The organism is Streptomyces sp. NBC_01198 (assembly GCF_036010485.1).
GTDB lineage: Bacteria > Actinomycetota > Actinomycetes > Streptomycetales > Streptomycetaceae > Actinacidiphila.
The window spans coordinates 3,113,740-3,132,349 of the sequence record NZ_CP108568.1 but is presented as its reverse complement, the minus strand read 5'-3'; the positions used below and the strand labels follow the sequence as shown (position 1 = coordinate 3,132,349).

General features: G+C 72.8%; 21 protein-coding genes. 14 read left to right on the top strand and 7 right to left on the bottom strand.

Annotation, left to right across the window (positions count from 1 at the left end; translation table 11 throughout):
- Positions 1–18 precede the first annotated feature (18 nt).
- The gene (gene tsaE / locus OG702_RS13825; protein ID WP_327289188.1) at positions 19–561 is read left to right on the top strand and encodes a tRNA (adenosine(37)-N6)-threonylcarbamoyltransferase complex ATPase subunit type 1 TsaE; all 543 of its coding nucleotides are present in this window, start codon (positions 19–21) and stop codon (positions 559–561) included.
- A 176-nt stretch (positions 562–737) separates the two neighbouring features.
- Complete coding sequence (locus OG702_RS13820) at positions 738–878, top strand: hypothetical protein (protein ID WP_327289187.1); 141 nt, start codon at positions 738–740, stop codon at positions 876–878.
- A gap of 72 nt (positions 879–950) precedes the next feature.
- On the opposite strand, the gene OG702_RS13815 is transcribed toward OG702_RS13820, so the two are convergent.
- Positions 951–1,499 (bottom strand): hypothetical protein, encoded by a 549-nt coding sequence (locus OG702_RS13815; protein ID WP_327289186.1) that lies wholly within the window; start codon positions 1,497–1,499, stop codon positions 951–953.
- Between the two features lie 132 nt (positions 1,500–1,631).
- On the opposite strand from OG702_RS13815, the gene tsaB reads away from it, so the two are divergent.
- The 5 genes from tsaB (at position 1,632) to OG702_RS13790 (ending at position 5,096) form a co-directional block, all read left to right on the top strand.
- Positions 1,632–2,297, top strand: a complete 666-nt coding sequence (gene tsaB / locus OG702_RS13810) for a tRNA (adenosine(37)-N6)-threonylcarbamoyltransferase complex dimerization subunit type 1 TsaB (protein WP_327289185.1) — start codon at positions 1,632–1,634, stop codon at positions 2,295–2,297.
- Complete coding sequence (gene rimI / locus OG702_RS13805; protein WP_327289184.1) at positions 2,294–2,800, top strand: ribosomal protein S18-alanine N-acetyltransferase; 507 nt, start codon at positions 2,294–2,296, stop codon at positions 2,798–2,800. Before tsaB ends, rimI begins: the two co-directional genes overlap by 4 nt.
- Entirely contained in the window at positions 2,793–3,884 is a 1,092-nt protein-coding gene (tsaD, locus tag OG702_RS13800) for a tRNA (adenosine(37)-N6)-threonylcarbamoyltransferase complex transferase subunit TsaD (protein ID WP_327289183.1), read from the top strand. The genes rimI and tsaD overlap by 8 nt, the downstream gene beginning before the upstream one ends.
- Positions 3,881–4,153, top strand: coding sequence for a hypothetical protein (locus OG702_RS13795; RefSeq protein ID WP_327289182.1), 273 nt, complete (start codon positions 3,881–3,883; stop codon positions 4,151–4,153). Before tsaD ends, OG702_RS13795 begins: the two co-directional genes overlap by 4 nt.
- Positions 4,154–4,250: 97 nt before the next feature.
- Positions 4,251–5,096: a polysaccharide deacetylase family protein gene (locus tag OG702_RS13790; protein WP_327289181.1), complete on the top strand. Its 846-nt coding sequence runs from the start codon at positions 4,251–4,253 to the stop codon at positions 5,094–5,096.
- On the opposite strand, the gene OG702_RS13785 is transcribed toward OG702_RS13790, so the two are convergent.
- Positions 5,087–6,289 (bottom strand): THUMP-like domain-containing protein, encoded by a 1,203-nt coding sequence (locus OG702_RS13785; RefSeq protein ID WP_327293221.1) that lies wholly within the window; start codon positions 6,287–6,289, stop codon positions 5,087–5,089. The genes OG702_RS13790 and OG702_RS13785 overlap by 10 nt on opposite strands.
- A 455-nt stretch (positions 6,290–6,744) precedes the next feature.
- Here OG702_RS13785 and groES point away from each other — a divergent pair, with 455 nt between their 5' ends.
- Positions 6,745–7,053 (top strand): co-chaperone GroES, encoded by a 309-nt coding sequence (gene groES, locus OG702_RS13780; RefSeq protein ID WP_033177833.1) that lies wholly within the window; start codon positions 6,745–6,747, stop codon positions 7,051–7,053.
- 135 nt (positions 7,054–7,188) lie between these two features.
- Complete coding sequence (groL, locus tag OG702_RS13775) at positions 7,189–8,811, top strand: chaperonin GroEL (protein ID WP_327289180.1); 1,623 nt, start codon at positions 7,189–7,191, stop codon at positions 8,809–8,811.
- Positions 8,812–8,881: 70 nt separating this feature from the next.
- On the opposite strand, the gene OG702_RS13770 is transcribed toward groL, so the two are convergent.
- The 4 genes from OG702_RS13770 to OG702_RS13755 form a co-directional block, all read right to left on the bottom strand.
- Positions 8,882–9,661 (bottom strand): SDR family NAD(P)-dependent oxidoreductase, encoded by a 780-nt coding sequence (locus OG702_RS13770; protein WP_327289179.1) that lies wholly within the window; start codon positions 9,659–9,661, stop codon positions 8,882–8,884.
- Between the two features lie 25 nt (positions 9,662–9,686).
- On the bottom strand, positions 9,687–10,349 hold the full coding sequence (locus tag OG702_RS13765; RefSeq protein WP_327289178.1) for an MOSC domain-containing protein: 663 nt from the start codon (positions 10,347–10,349) through the stop codon (positions 9,687–9,689).
- A 15-nt stretch (positions 10,350–10,364) separates the two neighbouring features.
- Positions 10,365–11,168, bottom strand: coding sequence for a GNAT family N-acetyltransferase (locus OG702_RS13760; RefSeq protein WP_327289177.1), 804 nt, complete (start codon positions 11,166–11,168; stop codon positions 10,365–10,367).
- A gap of 70 nt (positions 11,169–11,238) precedes the next feature.
- Entirely contained in the window at positions 11,239–12,324 is a 1,086-nt protein-coding gene (locus OG702_RS13755; RefSeq protein WP_327289176.1) for an aminotransferase class V-fold PLP-dependent enzyme, read from the bottom strand.
- 83 nt (positions 12,325–12,407) lie between these two features.
- Here OG702_RS13755 and OG702_RS13750 point away from each other — a divergent pair, with 83 nt between their 5' ends.
- A complete protein-coding gene (locus OG702_RS13750; protein WP_327289175.1) occupies positions 12,408–13,316 on the top strand; it encodes a LysR family transcriptional regulator in 909 nt (302 codons plus the stop codon).
- Positions 13,317–13,359: 43 nt separating this feature from the next.
- Here OG702_RS13750 and OG702_RS13745 read toward each other — a convergent pair whose 3' ends face one another.
- Complete coding sequence (locus OG702_RS13745; protein ID WP_327289174.1) at positions 13,360–13,662, bottom strand: WhiB family transcriptional regulator; 303 nt, start codon at positions 13,660–13,662, stop codon at positions 13,360–13,362.
- Between the two features lie 474 nt (positions 13,663–14,136).
- Between OG702_RS13745 and OG702_RS13740 the strand changes: the two genes are divergently transcribed.
- The 4 genes from OG702_RS13740 to OG702_RS13725 all read left to right on the top strand — a co-directional run bounded on the left by OG702_RS13740 (position 14,137) and on the right by OG702_RS13725 (position 18,554).
- Entirely contained in the window at positions 14,137–14,748 is a 612-nt protein-coding gene (locus OG702_RS13740; protein WP_003948568.1) for a response regulator transcription factor, read from the top strand.
- Between the two features lie 248 nt (positions 14,749–14,996).
- A complete protein-coding gene (locus OG702_RS13735; RefSeq protein WP_327289173.1) occupies positions 14,997–15,614 on the top strand; it encodes a sigma-70 family RNA polymerase sigma factor in 618 nt (205 codons plus the stop codon).
- 96 nt (positions 15,615–15,710) lie between these two features.
- Positions 15,711–17,210: an IMP dehydrogenase gene (gene guaB, locus OG702_RS13730; protein ID WP_327289172.1), complete on the top strand. Its 1,500-nt coding sequence runs from the start codon at positions 15,711–15,713 to the stop codon at positions 17,208–17,210.
- Between the two features lie 222 nt (positions 17,211–17,432).
- The gene (locus OG702_RS13725) at positions 17,433–18,554 is read left to right on the top strand and encodes a GuaB3 family IMP dehydrogenase-related protein (protein ID WP_327289171.1); all 1,122 of its coding nucleotides are present in this window, start codon (positions 17,433–17,435) and stop codon (positions 18,552–18,554) included.
- Positions 18,555–18,610: the final 56 nt, after the last annotated feature.

Below are 18,610 nucleotides of genomic sequence, written 5' to 3'. Positions count from 1 at the left end.
CGCGTAGGCTTCGCGGTCATGGGCACACCGCACGACCCGTACCCCGCGGGCACGCAGGACGGGCTTCCCCCCGCCGTCCGGATCACCGTACGCACTGCCGAGCGCATGCGTGACCTGGGAAGACGCCTTGCCGCGCTGCTCGGCCCCGGCGACCTGGTCCTGCTCAACGGCGAGCTGGGCGCGGGCAAGACGACCCTGACGCGGGGCCTGGGCGAGGGCCTGGGCGTCCGTGGCGCGGTCACCTCGCCGACCTTCGTCATCGCCCGCGTCCACCCCTCGCTGACCGGCGGCCCCGCCCTGGTGCACGTGGACGCCTACCGGCTCGGCGGCGGGCTGGACGAGATGGAGGACCTGGACCTCGACGTGTCGCTGCCGGAGTCGGTGGTGGTCGTCGAATGGGGCGAGGGCAAGGTCGAGGAGCTGTCCGAGGCCCGGCTGCAGGTCGTCATCGAGCGCACGGTGGGCTCCACGCCCGACGCCGCCGACGACGCCCGGCTGGTGACGGTCAGCGGCGTCGGTCCGCGCTGGGCGGCCACCGACCTGGCGGCGCTTGAGGCGTGAGCGGGCCGGCACGGGCCTGAGCGGGCGCGACGCGCGGCGGCGGTGTCCGGCGGGCGGGCGGGACATGAACCGACAGGCTGTCGGGAAGATGTTGCGCGAGGACCGGCACCCGTGGTGTCCTGGTTCCAGGGCGCCTGCTTAGGGCATCCTAACTTCGACCGCTCGGGGAGGCACCCATGTCGGACACCGACCACCCGCAGCCCCCGCCCGCCCCCACCTTCCGTGACCTGCTGGCCGCCGCGGAGGCCGCCCGCCGGATCTCCACCCCGCCGCCGGCCACACCCCGCCCTGCCATCCCCGACGAGGACGCGGCATAGCCCGAACGGGTGAAACACCAAAGGCGCGGCAATGTGCCGCGCCCACCGTGACCGCCGTGAAGGTGCTGCCGCTCAGGGCATCACGTCGATGGCGCTGCCGACCGTCGCGAACTGCCACATCGCGGCGGTGTCCGCGCGCGTCGCCCGGATCGCCGCGTTCTGCTTCGCCGGGTCCGGCTTGGTCAGCGAGCCGTCGATCGCCGCGCTGAAGCCGACGTTGACCCCGTGGGTCATCGCGAAGAGCACGGTGTGTTCCACCCGCTTGCCGTCACCGCCGGTGCCGCTCGCCCGCCGGTAGAACACGTAGTGCACCCCCTTGGACGGCGCCACGTTGCCCGCGACCACCGGATAGGTGCGGGCCACCTTGTTGCCGCCGTCCACCAGCCACACCCGCTTGGCGGAGATGCTGTAGACGACGCGCTTGCCCACGCCCGAGTGCAGCGGCAGCGGATACGTCTTGGGTGTCGGCTTGGCCGGCGCGGACTTCTTCGGCGGGGGCGCGGAGTGCCCGGCCGCCGGGGTCTTCGGCGCCGAGCCCGACGCCTGCGCGGCCAGCACCGCGATCACTGCCATGGCCGCCGCGGTCAGTCCCGTGACGAGGGTGCCGGCCTTGATTGCCACGGGTGTCCTCCGGTCGGGTTGCGCACTCACTCCCCGTTGACGGTAGCAGCCGCGGCGGCCCCGACCGCCGCCGTACGGGCCCGGTCCGCACCACCGCCACGGCCGTACGGGCGCTGCCCGTACCCTGGGGGCGTGCTGCTGCTTGCCTTCGACACCGCCACGCCCGCCGTCACCGCCGCCCTGCACGACGGGGAGCGGGTGCTCGCCGAGTCCACGGTGATCGACGCGCGGCGCCACGGCGAACTGCTGGTGCCCGCCGTCGACCGGGTGCTGGAGACCGCAGGCCGCCCGCTCGCCGACGTCACCGGCATCGTCGTGGGCGTCGGCCCCGGCCCCTACACCGGGCTGCGGGTCGGCCTGGTCACCGCCGCGTCCCTCGGCGACGTCCTGGACGTCCCCGTGCACGGCGTGTGCACCCTGGACGGGCTGGCCTGGGCCGCGGGCGAGGCGGGCCTGGAAGGGCCGTTCACCGTGGCCACCGACGCCCGCCGCAAAGAGGTCTACTGGGCCCGCTACGACGGCCCCGCCCGCCGGGTCACCGAGCCCGCGGTGAACCGCCCGGGCGACCTGCCGCAGGACGTCAGGGCGCTGCCCGCGGTCGGCGAGGGCGCCGCGCTCTACCCCCAGGCCTTCCCCGACCGCCGCCCCGACCCCGCGCACCAGTCGGCCGGGTCGCTCGCCGCGCTCGCCGCCCGGCGGCTGGCCGCCGGCGAGCCCTTCGCGCCCGCGCTGCCGCTCTACCTGCGCCGCCCCGACGCGCAGGTGCCCGCGGGCTACAAGGCGGTCCTGCCGAAGTGAACGGCGCGAACGACGTCGTCCTGCGCGACCTGCGCTGGTGGGACCTGGACCGGGTGCTCGCGCTGGAAGGCGAGCTCTTCCCCGACGACGCCTGGTCCCGCGGCATGTTCTGGTCGGAGATCGCCGACACCAGGCACCCCGCGGCGACCCGGACGTACGTCGTCGCGGAGACGCCCGGCGGCCGCCTCGTCGGCTACGGCGGCCTTGCCGCGATCGCCGGCACCGGCGACGTCCAGACCATCGCCGTCGCCCGCGACCACTGGGGCACCGGGCTCGGCTCGCGGCTGCTCACCGCCCTGCTGCGGGCCGCGACCGCCGCGGAATGCCACGAGGTGCTGCTCGAAGTACGCGTCGACAACCGCCGTGCCCAGCGGCTCTACCAGCGCTTCGGCTTCGAGCCGATCGGCATCCGCAAGGGCTACTACCAGCCGGGCAACGTCAACGCGCTCGTGATGCGCCGCGCCGACCCGGCACAGAACCTGGCTGAGGAATTCCATGGCTGACGAACCCCTTGTGCTCGGCATCGAGACCTCGTGCGACGAGACCGGCGTCGGCATCGTCCGCGGGCACACCCTGCTCGCCGACGCGATCGCCTCCAGCGTGAACGAGCACGCCCGCTACGGCGGCGTCGTCCCGGAGGTCGCCAGCCGCGCCCACCTGGAGGCGATGGTCCCCACCATCCGGCGGGCGCTGAAGGACGCCGGAGTGAACGCCGGCGACCTCGACGGCATCGCGGTGACCGCCGGCCCCGGCCTGGCCGGCGCGCTGCTGGTCGGGGTCTCGGCGGCCAAGGCGTACGCCTACGCCCTCGGCAAGCCGCTCTACGGCGTCAACCACCTCGCCTCGCACATCTGCGTCGACCAGCTCGAACACGGCCCCCTGCCCGAGCCGACGATGGCGCTGCTGGTCTCGGGCGGGCACTCCTCGCTGCTGCTGGCACCCGACATCACCGGCGACGTACGCCCGCTGGGCGCCACCATCGACGACGCGGCCGGCGAGGCCTTCGACAAGGTCGCCCGGGTGCTCGGCCTCGGCTTCCCCGGCGGCCCCGCGATCGACCGGCACGCCCGCGAGGGCGACCCGGCGGCCATCGCCTTCCCGCGCGGCCTGACCGGCGGCCGGGACCCGCTCTACGACTTCTCCTTCTCCGGCCTGAAGACCGCCGTCGCCCGCTGGGTCGAGGCCCGCCGCAGGGACGGCCAGGACGTGCCGGTCGCCGACGTGGCCGCGTCCTTCCAGGAAGCCGTGGTCGACGTCCTGACCCGCAAGGCGATCAGGGCCTGCAAGGACAACGGCGTCGACCACCTGATGATCGGCGGCGGGGTCGCCGCCAACTCCCGGCTGCGCTCGCTGGCCCTGGAGCGCTGCGAAGGCGCCGGGATCCGGCTCCGGGTCCCGCGCCCCGGCCTGTGCACCGACAACGGGGCCATGGTCGCCGCGCTGGGCGCCGAGATGATGGCCAGGGGCCGCGCCTCGTCCACCTTCGACCTCCCGGCGGACTCCTCGCTGCCGGTGACCGAGGTCTCAGTGCCCGGCCACACGCACGACCACGGGCACGAACTCGGCAGGGACAACCTCTACGGATGAGCGTCACGCTGATGTGGGAGGCCGCCGCCGCCCCGGGCCGCGGCCCCGAACTGCTCGCCTGGGCGCGGGAGTCCGCCGCCGCCCTGCCCGGCGGCTTCACCCGCCGCGAGTTCCTCACCGCCCCCGGCGACCGCGTCCTCGTCCTGACCTGGTGGGACGCCGGATACGACGCGGCCTTGCCGGAACTGCCCGAACCGGCCGCCGACCTGGTGCGGCGCGCGGTGCACCGCTGGCGGTTCACGCCGGTCGCGGTGGAACCGGCGGGCTGAAAAACGCCTCGTCCAGGGTGAGCACGCGGCCGTCGCCCCAGTCCGCGGCCGCGTGCTCGCTCCATGCCGTAGCAGCACCGACGTAGGGTCCCCCCCGATGCGCGCACCACGCGGGAAAACCGCTGTCCTCCTGCTCCTGGGCCTGCTGTTCACCGCGGGCTGCTCCGCGGGCACCCCGGCCGGCTCCCCGGCCCCCCGGGACGCCACCACCGCCTCACCGACCACGCCGCCGGCCTCGAAGCCGTCGCCGACCGACGACCGCGCGGCCGGCTTCCGCAAGTGGGGCCTCCCGCTGCTCCCGCCGCCGCCGGCCCCGCCCGCGGTCAAGCCGATACGCACCGGCGACGGAAAGATACCCGCGGTCAGCGACATACCGACCACCCAGAAAATCGTCTTCCTGACTTTCGACGACGGTGCGGAGAAGGACCCGAAGTTCGTCGGGATGATGCGGGACCTGAAAATCCCGTTCACCATGTTCCTCACCGATGACATCATCAAGAACGACTACGGTTTCTTCCGCCCGCTCCAGGCCCTGGGCAATACGATAGAGAATCACACGCTCAGCCATCCTGACCTGCACGGACGGACGTTGGCGCAGCAGAAGCACGAAATATGCACCCAGCAGCAGAAGCTCACTCATGAATACGGGAAGGTGCCCGGGCTCTTCCGGCCGCCCTACGGCAACTACAACACCGATACGCGGGCCGCGGTGAAATCCTGCGGGGGGCTGCGGGCGATGATTCTGTGGCGCGAGTCGATGCAGATCAAAAAGGTCCAGTTCCAGCGGCCTGACAAGAAATTCCATCCCGGTGACATCATCCTGGCCCACTTTCGCGGGCCGGCGCAGTTGAAGGGCGAGACGATGACGAAGATGGTGGCCAACCTGCTGCGCCAGATCTCGTCCCAGGGCTTCACCCTGGCCCGCCTGGAGGACTACGTCTGAGCGGGCGGCTCCACCCGGGCCGGTGCCGCCAGGAGCATCGTGGGGGCGCCTGAGGTGCGGGTGAGGAAGACGGTGGCCGAGTGCGGGCCGCGCGGCCGCACCCGGCGGCGGAGGTCCTCGGGGTCCACCGCGGAGCCCCGCTTCTTCACCGTGAGGATGCCGACCTCGCGCTCCCGCAGCAGCGCCTTGAGCCGCTTCAGCCCGAACGGCAGCACGTCGGTGACCTCGTACGCCGTCGCGAACGGCGTCGCCCGCAGCTCGTCGGCGGTGACGTACGCGATCGTCGGGTCGATCAGCCCGCCGCCGAGCTCCTCCGCGACCTCGGCGACGAGATGCGCGCGGATGACGGCGCCGTCCGGTTCGTAGAGGTAGCGCCCGACCGGCCGCACCGCCGGGTCGGGCAGGCCGCGCCCGACGAGGGTGGCGCCCGAGGGGAGCAGGGTCGCGCGCCGGGCGCCCGAGCGTACGCGGTCGCCCCGGCCGTCGAACCAGACCACCGCCTCCTTCACGTCGCCGCCGTCCGAGATCCACTCGGCCTCCGCGGCGGGCGGCACCGCCTCGTGCGGGATGCCGGGCGCGACCTTCACCGCCCCGGGTGCGCCGGACGCCGCCGCGTCCAGGGCCCATGACAGCGGCGGCGAGTACGACTCCGGGTCGAAGACCCGGCCCCTGGCGGTGCGGCGGGCGGGGTCCACGAACACGCCGTCGAGGCCGCCGCCGCCGACGTCCCGTACGTCCGCGCACCTGACCTCCAGGCGGTCGGCCAGATCGAGCGCGGCGGCGTTCGCGGCGACCACCGCGCAGGTCAGCGGGTCGCGGTCCACGGCCGTCACCGCCAGGCCGGCCCGCAGCATGGCGATCACGTCGCCGCCGACGCCGCAGCACAGGTCGGCGACGGCCTCCGGCCAGAACGCGGCGAACCGCTGCGCGCGGTGCGTCGCCACCGAGGCGCGGGTGGACTGTTCCAGCCCGTGCGGCGTGAAGTACATCCGGTGCGCGTCCGCCGCGCCGAACTTCGCGACGGCGCGCTGGCGCAGGCGGGTCTGGGACAGGGCGGCGGCGACGAGGCGCGCGTCGTGCGTCCGCCGCAACGCCGTTGCGGCAGCCAGGTCGTTCACGGGGTCGTGACCCCGGAGCCCCGCGAGCAGCGCCTGACCCTCGGCGGTCAGCAATCCCTCAAGCTCTTCCGGCATCACCACGTCATTCTCCCCGACGTCCCTCCTGCGTAGGGCGGCGCCCATCAGAGGCGCGGGGAACTGCGCGACCAGCCCACCACCGGCCGGTGGTCCGGATCGGACCGAACAGCCCCTTTCGGCCGGTGACGACGTGCAGCCCGTCGACGGCTGGTCGCGCAGTTCCTCGCGCCCCTGAGGGGGTGCCGCTTGCGGTGAGTTCGCGCACACCCGCCGGGGGGCAGGGCATGGGCGGAGCCCCGGGGGAGGTCCCGGGGGAGCCCCGGAGGGCGGCGCGCGGCTGGCACTCCGCTTGACCGAGTGCTAAAGGCGTCCTAGTCTCGCTTTTGGCACTCGGCCCCGCTGAGTGCCAGACAAACAGCGACGGGCAGGTCCGGCACCCGCGACGACGGGCCTACCAGGTCGCCGACCCAGACAGACACTCCCGTGAGCCCTTTGAAGGGGGAGGTCGGATCGTGACGACCGCCAGCACCAAGGTTGCCATCAAGCCGCTTGAGGACCGCATCGTGGTCCAGCCGCTCGACGCCGAGCAGACCACGGCCTCCGGCCTGGTCATTCCGGACACCGCCAAGGAGAAGCCCCAGGAGGGCGTCGTCCTGGCTGTGGGCCCGGGCCGCTTCGAGGACGGCAACCGCCTGCCGCTCGACGTCGCCGTGGGCGACGTCGTGCTGTACAGCAAGTACGGCGGCACCGAGGTGAAGTACAACGGCGAGGAATACCTCGTCCTCTCGGCCCGCGACGTTCTCGCGATCATCGAGAAGTAGTTCCCCGGCTGTACCAGCCGTGATCCCGCCCCGGGAGTCCGTGTCCTTGAGGCCGGGTCCCCGGGGCGGCTTCTTTCGCCGTCCTTACCGTCCGTGACGACGTGATTAGACGAGTAGACGAGGTAGTTCGCAGGCATGGCCAAGATTCTTAAGTTCGACGAGGACGCCCGTCGCGCCCTGGAGCGCGGCGTCAACAAGCTCGCCGACACCGTGAAGGTGACGATCGGCCCCAAGGGCCGCAACGTCGTCATCGACAAGAAGTTCGGCGCGCCGACCATCACCAACGACGGTGTGACCATCGCGCGTGAGGTCGAGCTGGAGGACCCCTACGAGAACCTGGGCGCCCAGCTCGTCAAGGAGGTGGCGACCAAGACCAACGACATCGCGGGTGACGGCACCACCACCGCGACCGTGCTCGCCCAGGCGCTGGTCCGCGAGGGCTTGCGGAACGTGGCGGCCGGGGCGTCCCCCGCCTCGCTCAAGAAGGGCATCGACGCGGCCGTCAAGGCGGTCTCCGAGGAGCTGCTGGCCACCGCGCGCGCCATCGAGGGCAAGGAGGACATCGCGGCCGTCGCCGCGCTGTCCGCGCAGGACAAGCAGGTCGGCGAGCTCATCGCCGAGGCGATGGACAAGGTCGGCAAGGACGGTGTCATCACCGTCGAGGAGTCCAACACCTTCGGCCTGGACCTGGAGTTCACCGAGGGCATGGCCTTCGACAAGGGCTACCTGTCGCCGTACTTCGTGACGGACCAGGAGCGTATGGAGGCCGTCCTCGACGACCCGTACGTGCTGATCCACCAGGGCAAGATCTCCTCGATCCAGGACCTGCTGCCGCTGCTGGAGAAGATCATCCAGGCGGGTGGCTCCAAGCCGCTGCTGATCATCGCCGAGGACGTCGAGGGCGAGGCGCTGTCGACGCTGGTCGTCAACAAGATCCGCGGCACGTTCAACGCCGTCGCGGTCAAGGCGCCCGGCTTCGGTGACCGCCGCAAGGCCATGCTCGGCGACATCGCCACCCTCACCGGTGCGACCGTCATCGCCGAGGAGGTCGGCCTCAAGCTCGACCAGGCCGGTCTCGACCTGCTGGGCACCACCCGCCGCGCCACCATCACCAAGGACGAGACCACTCTCGTCGACGGTGCGGGCGACAAGGCGGAGATCGAGGGACGCGTCAACCAGATCAAGGCGGAGATCGGCACCACCGACTCCGACTGGGACCGCGAGAAGCTGCAGGAGCGGCTGGCCAAGCTGGCCGGCGGCGTCTGCGTCATCCGCGTCGGCGCGGCCACCGAGGTGGAGCTCAAGGAGAAGAAGCACCGCCTTGAGGACGCGATCTCCGCGACCCGCGCGGCCGTCGAGGAGGGCATCGTCTCCGGCGGTGGCTCGGCCCTCGTGCACGCGGTGAAGGTCCTCGCGGACAACCTCGGCAAGGTGGGCGACGAGGCCACCGGTGTCGCGGTCGTCCGCCGCGCCGCCGTCGAGCCGCTGCGCTGGATCGCCGAGAACGCCGGCCTGGAGGGCTACGTCATCACCTCCAAGGTCGCCGAGCTCGACAAGGGCCACGGCTTCAACGCGGCCACCGGCGAGTACGGCGACCTGGTCAAGGCCGGCGTCATCGACCCGGTCAAGGTCACCCGCTCCGCGCTGGAGAACGCGGCGTCCATCGCGTCGCTGCTGCTGACCACGGAGACGCTGGTCGTGGAGAAGAAGGAAGAGGAGCAGGAGTCCGCCGCCGGCGGTCACTCCCACTCCCACTGACCTCGCTCCCGCCGACGCCCGCCACCCCCGCCCGGGGCGGCGGGCGTCTGCCGTGCCGGTCGGACACGGACTAGGTCTTCGGGTCGTACTTGCGGCCCGCGCCGGTGGAGACCGCGCCGAAGAGGCCGGGGGGCAGGTGGCGGGCGAGGCCGACGGCCACCTTGTAGCGGGCGTCGGGCACCGAGACCACCCGCCCCCTGGCAAGGTCGCGCAGGCCCGCCGCCACCACCTTGTCCGCGTCGAGCCAGGCCCAGGCGGGCAGCCGGTCCGGCTGCATCCCGGCCCGCTGGTGGAATTCCGTGCGGACGAAGCCGGGGCACAGCGCGAGGAAGCGGACGCCCGACCCGCGCAGGTCCAGGGCGGCGCCCTGGGTGAAGCGGACGACCCACGCCTTGCTCGCCGCGTATGTGCCGCGCGGCATGAAGGCGGCGACCGACGCCACGTTGACCACCGAGCCGCGCCCGCGCTCCCGCATGCCCTGCGCGGCGGCGGAGGTGAGCCGCAGCACGGCCTCGCAGTGCACGGTGAGCATGCGCAGCTCGTCGGACAGCGGCACCTCCAGGTAGCGGCCGCGGTGGCCGAAACCGGCGTTGTTGACCAGCACGTCGACCGGCGGGAGCCCACTCTCCCGCAGCCGGTTCTCCACCGCGGTGATGCCGCCGTCCGACGCGAGGTCGGCCTGCAGCACCTCGACCGCGACGCCGTGCTGCTCGCGCAGTTCGGCCGCGCTCTCGCCGAGGCGTACGGCGTCCCGCGCGACGAGGACCAGGTCGTGCCCGTCGGCCGCCAGCCGCCGTGCGAAGGCAGCGCCGATACCCGCCGTCGCACCGGTGATGAGGGAAGTCGTCATACGGGCAGCGTAGGCGTACCGCGGCTCACCGGCGGGTGCGCGCCAGCCGTTCCCTGACGCGCCGCAGGTCCTCCGCCGGCAGGGCGTCCGCCGCCAGCAGCCGTGGCAGCAGCGCCGGTTCCGCGGTCATCGCCCGGAAGGCCAGTTCGACCGTGACGTCGTGGTCCGGGCGGGAGACCACCCGCACCGGGTCGCCGGCGGCCAACTCGCCCGGTTCGAGGACCCGCAGATACGGGCCTGGCAGCGCGCGGTCGGTGAAGCGCCCGATCCAGCCGCGCTCGTCCAGCCAGCCGGCGAAGGTCGCGCACGGGATGCGCGGGCAGGACACCTCCAGCAGCGGCCCTTCCGTGCCGACCCGCCAGCGCTCGCCTATCAGCGCGGCGTTGACGTCGTAGCCGGTGGTCGTCAGGTTCTCGCCGAAGCAGCCGTTGGCGAAGCTGCGGTCCAGCTCCTTCTCCCAGCGGTCCAGGTCCTCGCGGGCGTAGGCGTAGACCGCCTGGTCGTCACCGCCGTGGTGCTTGATGTCGTAGACCCGGTCACCGGCCAGGCCGACCGCCCCGGTCCCCTTCGGCCCGGGCGAGCGCACCGCGACCGGGCCGCTGACCGGCTGCTTGTCTATGCCGGTCGCCGCCAGCCGCTTCCACGGATTGGGTATCGGCCGGCCCACGTTGACGCTCAGCAGCCGCATCGGTGCTCCCCTTTTCTACGCCGGTACCGTGATCAGATACGGGGTCGTCACGCTCAGCGCCGCGAAGCCGAGGCGCTGCAGGATGGGGCGGCTGTCGTTCGACGCGTCGACCTGGAGATAGCGGTACCCATGGGCCGCGGCGATACGCGCCCGGCGCGCGACCAGGGCGCGGTAGATGCCCTTGCCGCGCCACTCCTTGACGGTGCCGCCGCCCCACAGCCCGGCGAAGTCCGTCCCCGGGCACAACTCCATCCGCGCCGCGCACACCGGGACGTCGCCGGCCATCGCCAGCACGATGCTCACGGTGTCCGCGCTGCGGGTGACCTGGTCGAGCATCCTGATCCGGAGCCGGTCCGCGTTCGTGCCGAACGCCTGCTCGTGCACGGCCGCCGCCAGGTCGACGCCGGCCGCGTCCCGTACCGGCTCCAGCCGCACGCCGGGCGGCAGTTCCGCGCCCCGCGTGAGCTCGGCGACCTCGTCGATCTCGGCGACCATCAGGGTCTCGGGTTCCTCGGGTGTGAAGCCCGCGGCGAGCAGCCGGTCGCCCAGGTCCGCCGGGCCGTCGTGCGCGTACGTCTTCCACTCGAACTCGCGCCCGGCCGCCTCCGGGCCGCGCAGCCAATCCAGTTGCGCGGCGATGGCCGCGTCGGCGGTCGTCGCGTCCAGGTCGGACCACAGGATGCCGCACCACTCGTGGGTCCCGGCCCCCACCTGCCGTACGACGCCGGGGAGCCGGTCGATCCGGGTGGTGGGGCTCTCCGGCGGTGCGTCCCGGCGTAGCTGGGCATCGAAGAGGGCGAGGGCGTGCGTGGAGTCCATCGGGGCATTCCACCACCCGCCCCCGCCGCACCCAACCGGTTTTACCGGCGCCACCGCGGCGGGGGGGCGGTCAGGCGGCGGCGGCCAGGGCCAGCTCGATGTCGGCCGGGGTGTTGTAGAAGTGCGGGGCGAAGCGCAGGTTGCCGGCCCGGGAGGAGAAGGTCAGGCCCGCCTCGGTGAGCCGGTCGGTGACGGCCGCGGGCACGCCGGGGATCGCGACGATCGCGGAGCGGCCCGGGACCGGGTCGTAGCCGAGGGCGGCGAATCCCGCGCGCAGCCGGTCCGCGAGGGCCACGTCGTAGGCGTGGACGGCGTCCACGCCCAGCTCCTCGATGAGGGACAGCGACGCGGCGGCGCCGACGTAGGGCAGGTAGGCGGGGCGCGCGTCGAAGCGGCGGGCGCCGGGGGCGAGGTCGGCGACCGGGCCGTAGCAGGAGGCCCACGGGTCGTCGGCGCCGTACCAGGTGGTGAAGGCGCCGGAGAGGGTGGATTCGGCGCCCGGGCGGACGGTGAGGAAGCAGGCGCCGTGCGGCGAGACCGGCCACTTGTAGCCGTGGCAGACGACGTAGTCGTACTCGGTGGCGTCCAGCGGCAGCCAGCCGACCGACTGGGTCGCGTCGAGCAGGACCCGGGCGCCGTGCTCGGCGGCGGCCGCGCGGATCGCCGGGAGGTCGGCGATCCGCCCGTCGGCGGACTGCACGGTGCTGACCGCCACCAGGGCGGTGCCGGGGCGTACGGCGCCGGCGACGTCCTGGAGCGGGACCAGCCGCAGGCGCAGGTCGGGGCGGCCGGCGAAGGGCTGCACGAGGGCGCTGAAGTCCTCCTGGAAGGCGACGACTTCGGCGCCCGGCGGGAGGGCCGCGCAGATCAGGCCGACGCTGCCGGCCACGGTGCCGGCCAGGGCGACCTGGGAGACCGGGGCGCCGACGATACGGGCGAAGGAGGCGCGGGCCTCGGCGGCCGCGCGCTCGTAGCCGTCCAGGTCGGGGCGCCCGGCGGCCCACATGTCGAGAGAACGGCGGAGGGCCGCCACCGTACGGGCCGGGGCGATGGCGTGGGCGGCGGTGTTGAGGTAGCCGGGCGCGAGATCGGGGTATTCCGCGGCCCGGACCTCGCTGAAGGCGGCGGCGGAGTCGGTCGACACGTGAGCGCTCATGTACGGCAGCGTGCCCCCGGTCCTGGGCAAAGTCCATCGCCGGTCTCTGCAGGACATACCTAAGTAATGCTTATGGTGGGGACGTGATCGAAGCACGGCACCTACGGGTACTGCGGGCGGTGGCAAGGGGCGGCTCGTTCTCCGCCGCGGCCCGGGCCCTGGGCTGTACGCAGCCGGCCGTCAGCCAGCAGATGAAGGCCCTCGAAGCGTCGGCGGGCACCCCGCTGCTGGTGCGCGGGCCGCGCGAGATGCGGCTGACGCAGGCCGGCGAGGCGCTGGTGCGGCACGCCGACGGCATCCTGGCCGGGCTGACCGCAGCCGAGGAGGAGGTGGCGGCGATCGCCGGCCTGCGGGCGGGGCGGGTGCGGCTGGCCTCGTTCCCCTCGGGCACGCCGACCCTGGTGCCCGGCGCGGTCGCCGAGCTGCGGGAGCGGCACCCGGGCACCGAGGTCTCGCTGGTGGAGGCCGAGCCCCCGGGGTCGGTGGACCTGCTGCGGGCCGGCGACTGCGACATCACGCTGGCCTTCCGCTTCCCCGGTCTGCCGACGCCGGCCGAGGAGTCCTGGGCCGACCTGGTGGTGCGCCCGCTGCTCACCGACCGGCTGGTCGGGGTGCTGCCGCAGGGGCACCGGCTGGCCGGCGGCGGCCCGGTGGACCTGGCGGCGCTGGCCGGGGAGCGGTGGATCGCGGGCTGCCCGCGCTGCCGCGGGCATCTGGTGGAGCTGTGCGAGCGGGCGGGCTTCACGCCCAGGATCGACTTCGCCACCGACGACTACCCGGCGGTGATCGGCCTGGTCGCGGCGGGTCTGGGGGTCGCGGTGCTGCCGCGGCTCGCGCTGGAGTCGCTGCGGTCACGCGGCGTCGCGGTGGTCGCGCTGCGTCCTGCGGTGCAGCGCGAGGTCGTGGCGCTCACGCTGCCTGACCTCGCGCACGTACCGGCGGTGGACATGATGCTGGGCCGGCTCGCGCGGGCCGGGCTGCGGTGGGCGTGACCCACCGCGGAATCGATTCTTCGGCGGTGCGGGGTGTGGCGCGCTAAGGCTGGGAGCTCATCATCCTGTGCCGGGAGCGCCCCATCATCTCCTCGCGCTCGTCCTCGGTGAGCCCGCCCCACACGCCGTACGGCTCGCGTACGGCCAGGGCGTGGGTGGCGCACTCGGCCCGCACGGGGCAGCGCATGCACACCTCCTTGGCCGCGGCCTCCCGCGCGCTGCGGGCTGCGCCGCGCTCGCCCTCGGGGTGGAAGAACAGCGAGCTGTCGACGCCTCGGCAGGCGGCCACCAGCTGCCAGTCCCAGAGATCGGCGTTCGGGCCGGGAAGGCGGGAGAAGTCTGCCATTGCTCATCCCCTCGACGGGTGCGTGACGGCCAAGACGACCTCGGTGTCTCCGACCGTACATCTACTGTCGTAGTAGATGTAAATATGACTCATCGCCAATCTAGCGTCGATTAGCCCACGCATCGGAAAAGAGCGGCCAAAGGGTGCAAAGTCCGGCATAACACCCGTTCAGCAGCATCTGCCGTCCCGGCACGCGCGCCCGCGGTTCGCCGGCCATCCGGGAAATCTGCCGACTCACCCGTTCTGACCTGCGGCGTGACCGATTCGTATGCGGATGATCACGTAGAGTGCCGATGGCGGCGACCAAACTTCGTAACTCTTTCGGGTGAGGGTCGTTGAGTGTGGCGGAAGCGGTTGGCGGCCCAAGCGGTCCCACAGGATTCGGGCATCTGCCCGATGCCGTCAGCCTCAACGGTGAAGACTTCGTACAGCCTGGAGGCACAACGTGACGCGGTTCAGCTGCGGAGGGCGGTCATGACTTCCGTCCTCGTCTGCGACGACTCCCCGCTCGCCCGAGAGGCCCTGCGCCGCGCGGTGGCGACCGTGCCCGGCGTCGAGCGCGTAACCACCGCGGCCAACGGTGAGGAAGTGCTCCGCCGCTGGGGGGCCGACCGGTCCGACCTCATCCTGATGGACGTCAGGATGCCCGGCCTCGGCGGTGTCGAGACCGTACGGCGGCTGCTGTCCGCCGACCCCGGCGCCCGCATCATCATGCTCACCGTCGCCGAGGACCTCGACGGGGTCGCTCTCGCGGTGGCGGCCGGCGCCCGCGGCTATCTGCACAAGGACGCCTCGCGCGCCGAACTGCGGGCCACGGTCACCCAGGCGCTCGCCGACCCGACCTGGCGGCTCGCCCCGCGCCGGCTGCGGTCCGCCGAGATGGGCGCCGCGCCCACCCTGACCGCCCGGGAGATCCAGGTGCTCGAAGGGATGAGCCATGGACGGTCCAACGCCGAGATCGGCCGCGAGCTCTTCCTGTCCGAGGACACCGTCAAGACGCACGCGCGGCGGCTGTTCAAGAAGCTCGGCGCCTCGGACCGGGCGCACGCGGTGGCACTCGGCTTCCGCTGGGGCCTGGTCCGCTGACCCGGCTACGCCGTACGCCGTACGGCGAAGTCCCCCACGAGTCCTCGGTTTCCCGGGGGAGGACGCATGCTTGACGTATGGACTTCCTCGGGGATCGGCGGGGGCTTCACATGGTGGACCAGAAGGCGGAGATGACAGTGCCTGCCGCGGACTCCGCCGCGGCCTCGGCCACGGCGGCTCATAACGCTTCGGTGCAGAAGTACGGCCGCGATGCGGCGAATGCTCCGGCGGCGAGGCACCATGGGTGGATGCGCGACGACGACGATCCGGCCATCGGTGCCCTCGTCCGTCGCGCCGTCGACGGCGACCAGCGCGCGACCCACGACCTGCTGGCGCACGTCCACCCGCTGGCCGAGCGCTACTGCCGCACCCGGCTCTCCCGGCTGCCCGGTGACGCACGGCACTTCGTGGACGACCTCGCCCAGGAGGTCTGCCTGGCCGTGCTGTGCGCGCTGCCGCGCTACCGCGACCTCGGGCGGCCCTTCGAGGCCTTCGTGGTGTCCATCGCCGCCCACAAGGTCGCCGATCTGCAACGGGCCGCGATGCGCCACCCCGGCAGCACCGCCGTCCCCTCCGACGAGATGCCGGAGAAGCCCGACGACTCGCTCGGCCCCGAGGAGCGCGCGCTGCTCAACAGCGACGCGGCCTGGGCCAAGGAACTGCTCGACCGGCTGCCCGGACACCTGCGCGAACTGGTGCTGCTGCGGGTCGCCGTCGGGCTGAGCGCGGAGGAGACCGGCCAGGTGCTCGGCATGTCGCCGGGAGCCGTCCGGGTCGCCCAGCACCGCGCGCTCAGCCGGCTGCGGGCCATCGCCGAGGAGTCGGCCGCCGCCCACCCGGCGAGTGCGGGCGGCCTCAGCGCCTAGGGACGTGGCACGGCCCTCACCTGGGCGGTCATGGGAATACCGGCGCAGCCACTACCATTGAACAACTCGCCGGGCAAGACCATTCGGGAAGGTGTCATGACGCTGAACGCCGACGGAGTAGCCGAGAAGTTCGCCGCGCTCGGGTTGACCTACGACGATGTGCTGCTGCTGCCGGGCGCGTCAGAGGTGCTGCCCAACGAGGTCGACACCTCGTCGCTCATCTCGCGCAACGTCAGGGTCAACATCCCGCTGCTGTCCGCCGCGATGGACAAGGTCACCGAGGCCAGGATGGCGATCGCCATGGCCCGGCAGGGCGGCGTCGGCGTGCTGCACCGCAACCTGTCGATCGAGGACCAGGTCAACCAGGTCGACCTCGTCAAGCGCTCCGAGTCCGGCATGGTCACCGACCCGATCACGGTCCGCCCCGACGCCACGCTCGGCGACGCGGACGCACTGTGCGCGAAGTTCCGCATCAGCGGGGTGCCCGTCACCGACGCCAACGGGCGGCTGCTCGGCATCGTCACCAACCGCGACATGGCCTTCGAGTCCGACCGTTCGCGGCAGGTCCGCGAGGTCATGACGCCGATGCCGCTGGTCACCGGCAAGGTCGGCATCTCCGGTGTGGACGCGATGGCGCTGCTGCGCCGCCACAAGATCGAGAAGCTGCCGCTGGTGGACGAGGACGGCCGGCTCAGCGGGCTGATCACCGTCAAGGACTTCGTCAAGGCCGAGCAGTATCCGCACGCGGCCAAGGACTCCGAGGGCCGGCTCGTCGTCGGCGCCGCGGTCGGCGCCGGACCCGAGGCCCTGGACCGCGCACAGGCGCTGGTCGGCGCGGGCGTGGACTTCCTGGTCGTGGACACCTCGCACGGCCACAACAGCAACGCGCTGAACTGGATGGCCAAGATCAAGGCCAGCGTGCCGGTCGACCTGGTCGGCGGCAACGTCGCCACCCGCGACGGCGCCCGCGCGCTGATCGACGCCGGCGTGGACGGCGTCAAGGTCGGCGTGGGCCCCGGCTCGATCTGCACCACCCGGGTCGTCGCCGGCATCGGCGTCCCCCAGGTCACCGCGATCTACGAGGCCGCGCAGGCCTGTATCGACGCGGGCGTCCCCGTCATCGGCGACGGCGGCCTGCAGTATTCCGGCGACATCGGCAAGGCGCTGGCCGCGGGCGCGAGCAGCGTCATGCTCGGCAGCCTGCTGGCCGGCTGCGAGGAGTCCCCGGGCGAGCTGCTCTTCATCAACGGCAAGCAGTTCAAGTCCTACCGCGGCATGGGCTCGCTCGGCGCGATGCAGTCCCGCGGGCAGGGCCGCTCGTACTCCAAGGACCGCTACTTCCAGGCCGAGGTCTCCGCCGACGACAAGCTCGTACCCGAGGGGATCGAGGGCCAGGTGCCGTATCGCGGCCCGCTGTCCGCGGTCCTGCACCAGCTGGTCGGCGGTCTGCGCCAGACGATGGGGTATGTGGGCGCGGCCACCGTCGCGGAGATGGAGTCGAAGGGGCGGTTCGTCCGCATCACGGCCGCGGGACTCAAGGAGTCCCACCCCCACGACATCCAGATGACGGTCGAGGCCCCCAACTACCACGGCTGAGCCCACCTCTGCGCTGGTCCTCCCCTTCCCCCGGGCCCCCCGGCCCCGCGTTCCCCCTTCCCGGGGGGCGGTGGTCGGCGGGTCCCTTTTCGGCAAGGGGGTACCCCCACGCGCCCCTGGTGGGCACCCTGTGCGGCAGAGGGGCGCACCCCCGGCGGAGGGGAAGGCCCGGGTCGGGGGTGCGGGATACTGGGGCCGCAGGCCACAGAGAGAGGCACGGACGTGACAGAGATCGAGATCGGTCGGGGCAAGCGAGGCCGCAGGGCATATTCGTTCGACGACATCGCCGTCGTCCCGAGCCGCCGCACCCGGGACCCGAAAGAAGTCTCGATCGCCTGGCAGATCGATGCGTACCGCTTCGAGCTGCCCTTCCTCGCCGCACCGATGGACTCGGTCGTGTCGCCGGAGACAGCGATCAGGATCGGCAACCTCGGCGGCCTCGGCGTGCTGAACCTGGAGGGGCTGTGGACCAGGTACGACGACCCGGAGTCGCTGCTCGCGGAGATCGCCGAGCTCGATGACGTACGGGCGACCGCGCGGCTCCAGGAGATCTACCGTGCGCCGATCCGCGAGGAGCTGATCGGGCAGCGGATCAAGGAGGTGCGCGACGCCGGCGTCGTGACCGCCGCCGCGCTGTCGCCGCAGCGCACCGCGCAGTTCTCCAAGGCCGTGGTGGACGCCGGGGTCGACCTGTTCGTGATCCGCGGCACCACCGTGTCGGCGGAGCACGTGAGCGGGTCCCACGAGCCGCTGAACCTCAAGCAGTTCATCTACGAGCTGGACGTGCCGGTCATCGTCGGCGGCTGCGCCACGTACACGGCGGCGCTGCACCTGATGCGGACCGGGGCGGCCGGCGTGCTGGTCGGCTTCGGCGGCGGGGCGGCGCACACCACGCGCAACGTGCTGGGCATCCAGGTGCCGATGGCCACCGCGGTGGCCGATGTGGCGGCGGCCCGCCGGGACTACATGGACGAGTCCGGCGGCCGCTACGTGCACGTCATCGCCGACGGCGGCTTCGGCGCCAGCGGTGACCTGCCGAAGGCGATCGCCTGCGGGGCGGACGCGGTGATGATGGGCTCGCCGCTGGCCCGCGCGACGGACGCGCCCGGCCGCGGCTTCCACTGGGGCATGGAGGCCGTCAACCCCGAACTGCCGCGCGGCAAGCGGATGAACCTGGGCACCGCTGGCACCACCGAGGAGATCCTGCTCGGCCCGTCGCACGCCCCGGACGGCTCGATGAACTTCTTCGGCGCCCTGCGCCGCTCGATGGCCACCACCGGCTACTCCGACCTCAAGGAGTTCCAGCGGGTCGAGGTCACCGTCTCGCCGACGCACCACCGCTGAGACCTCGGGTACGGCCAGGGGCCCTGCCGCATGTAGCGGCGGGGCCCCTGGCCGTC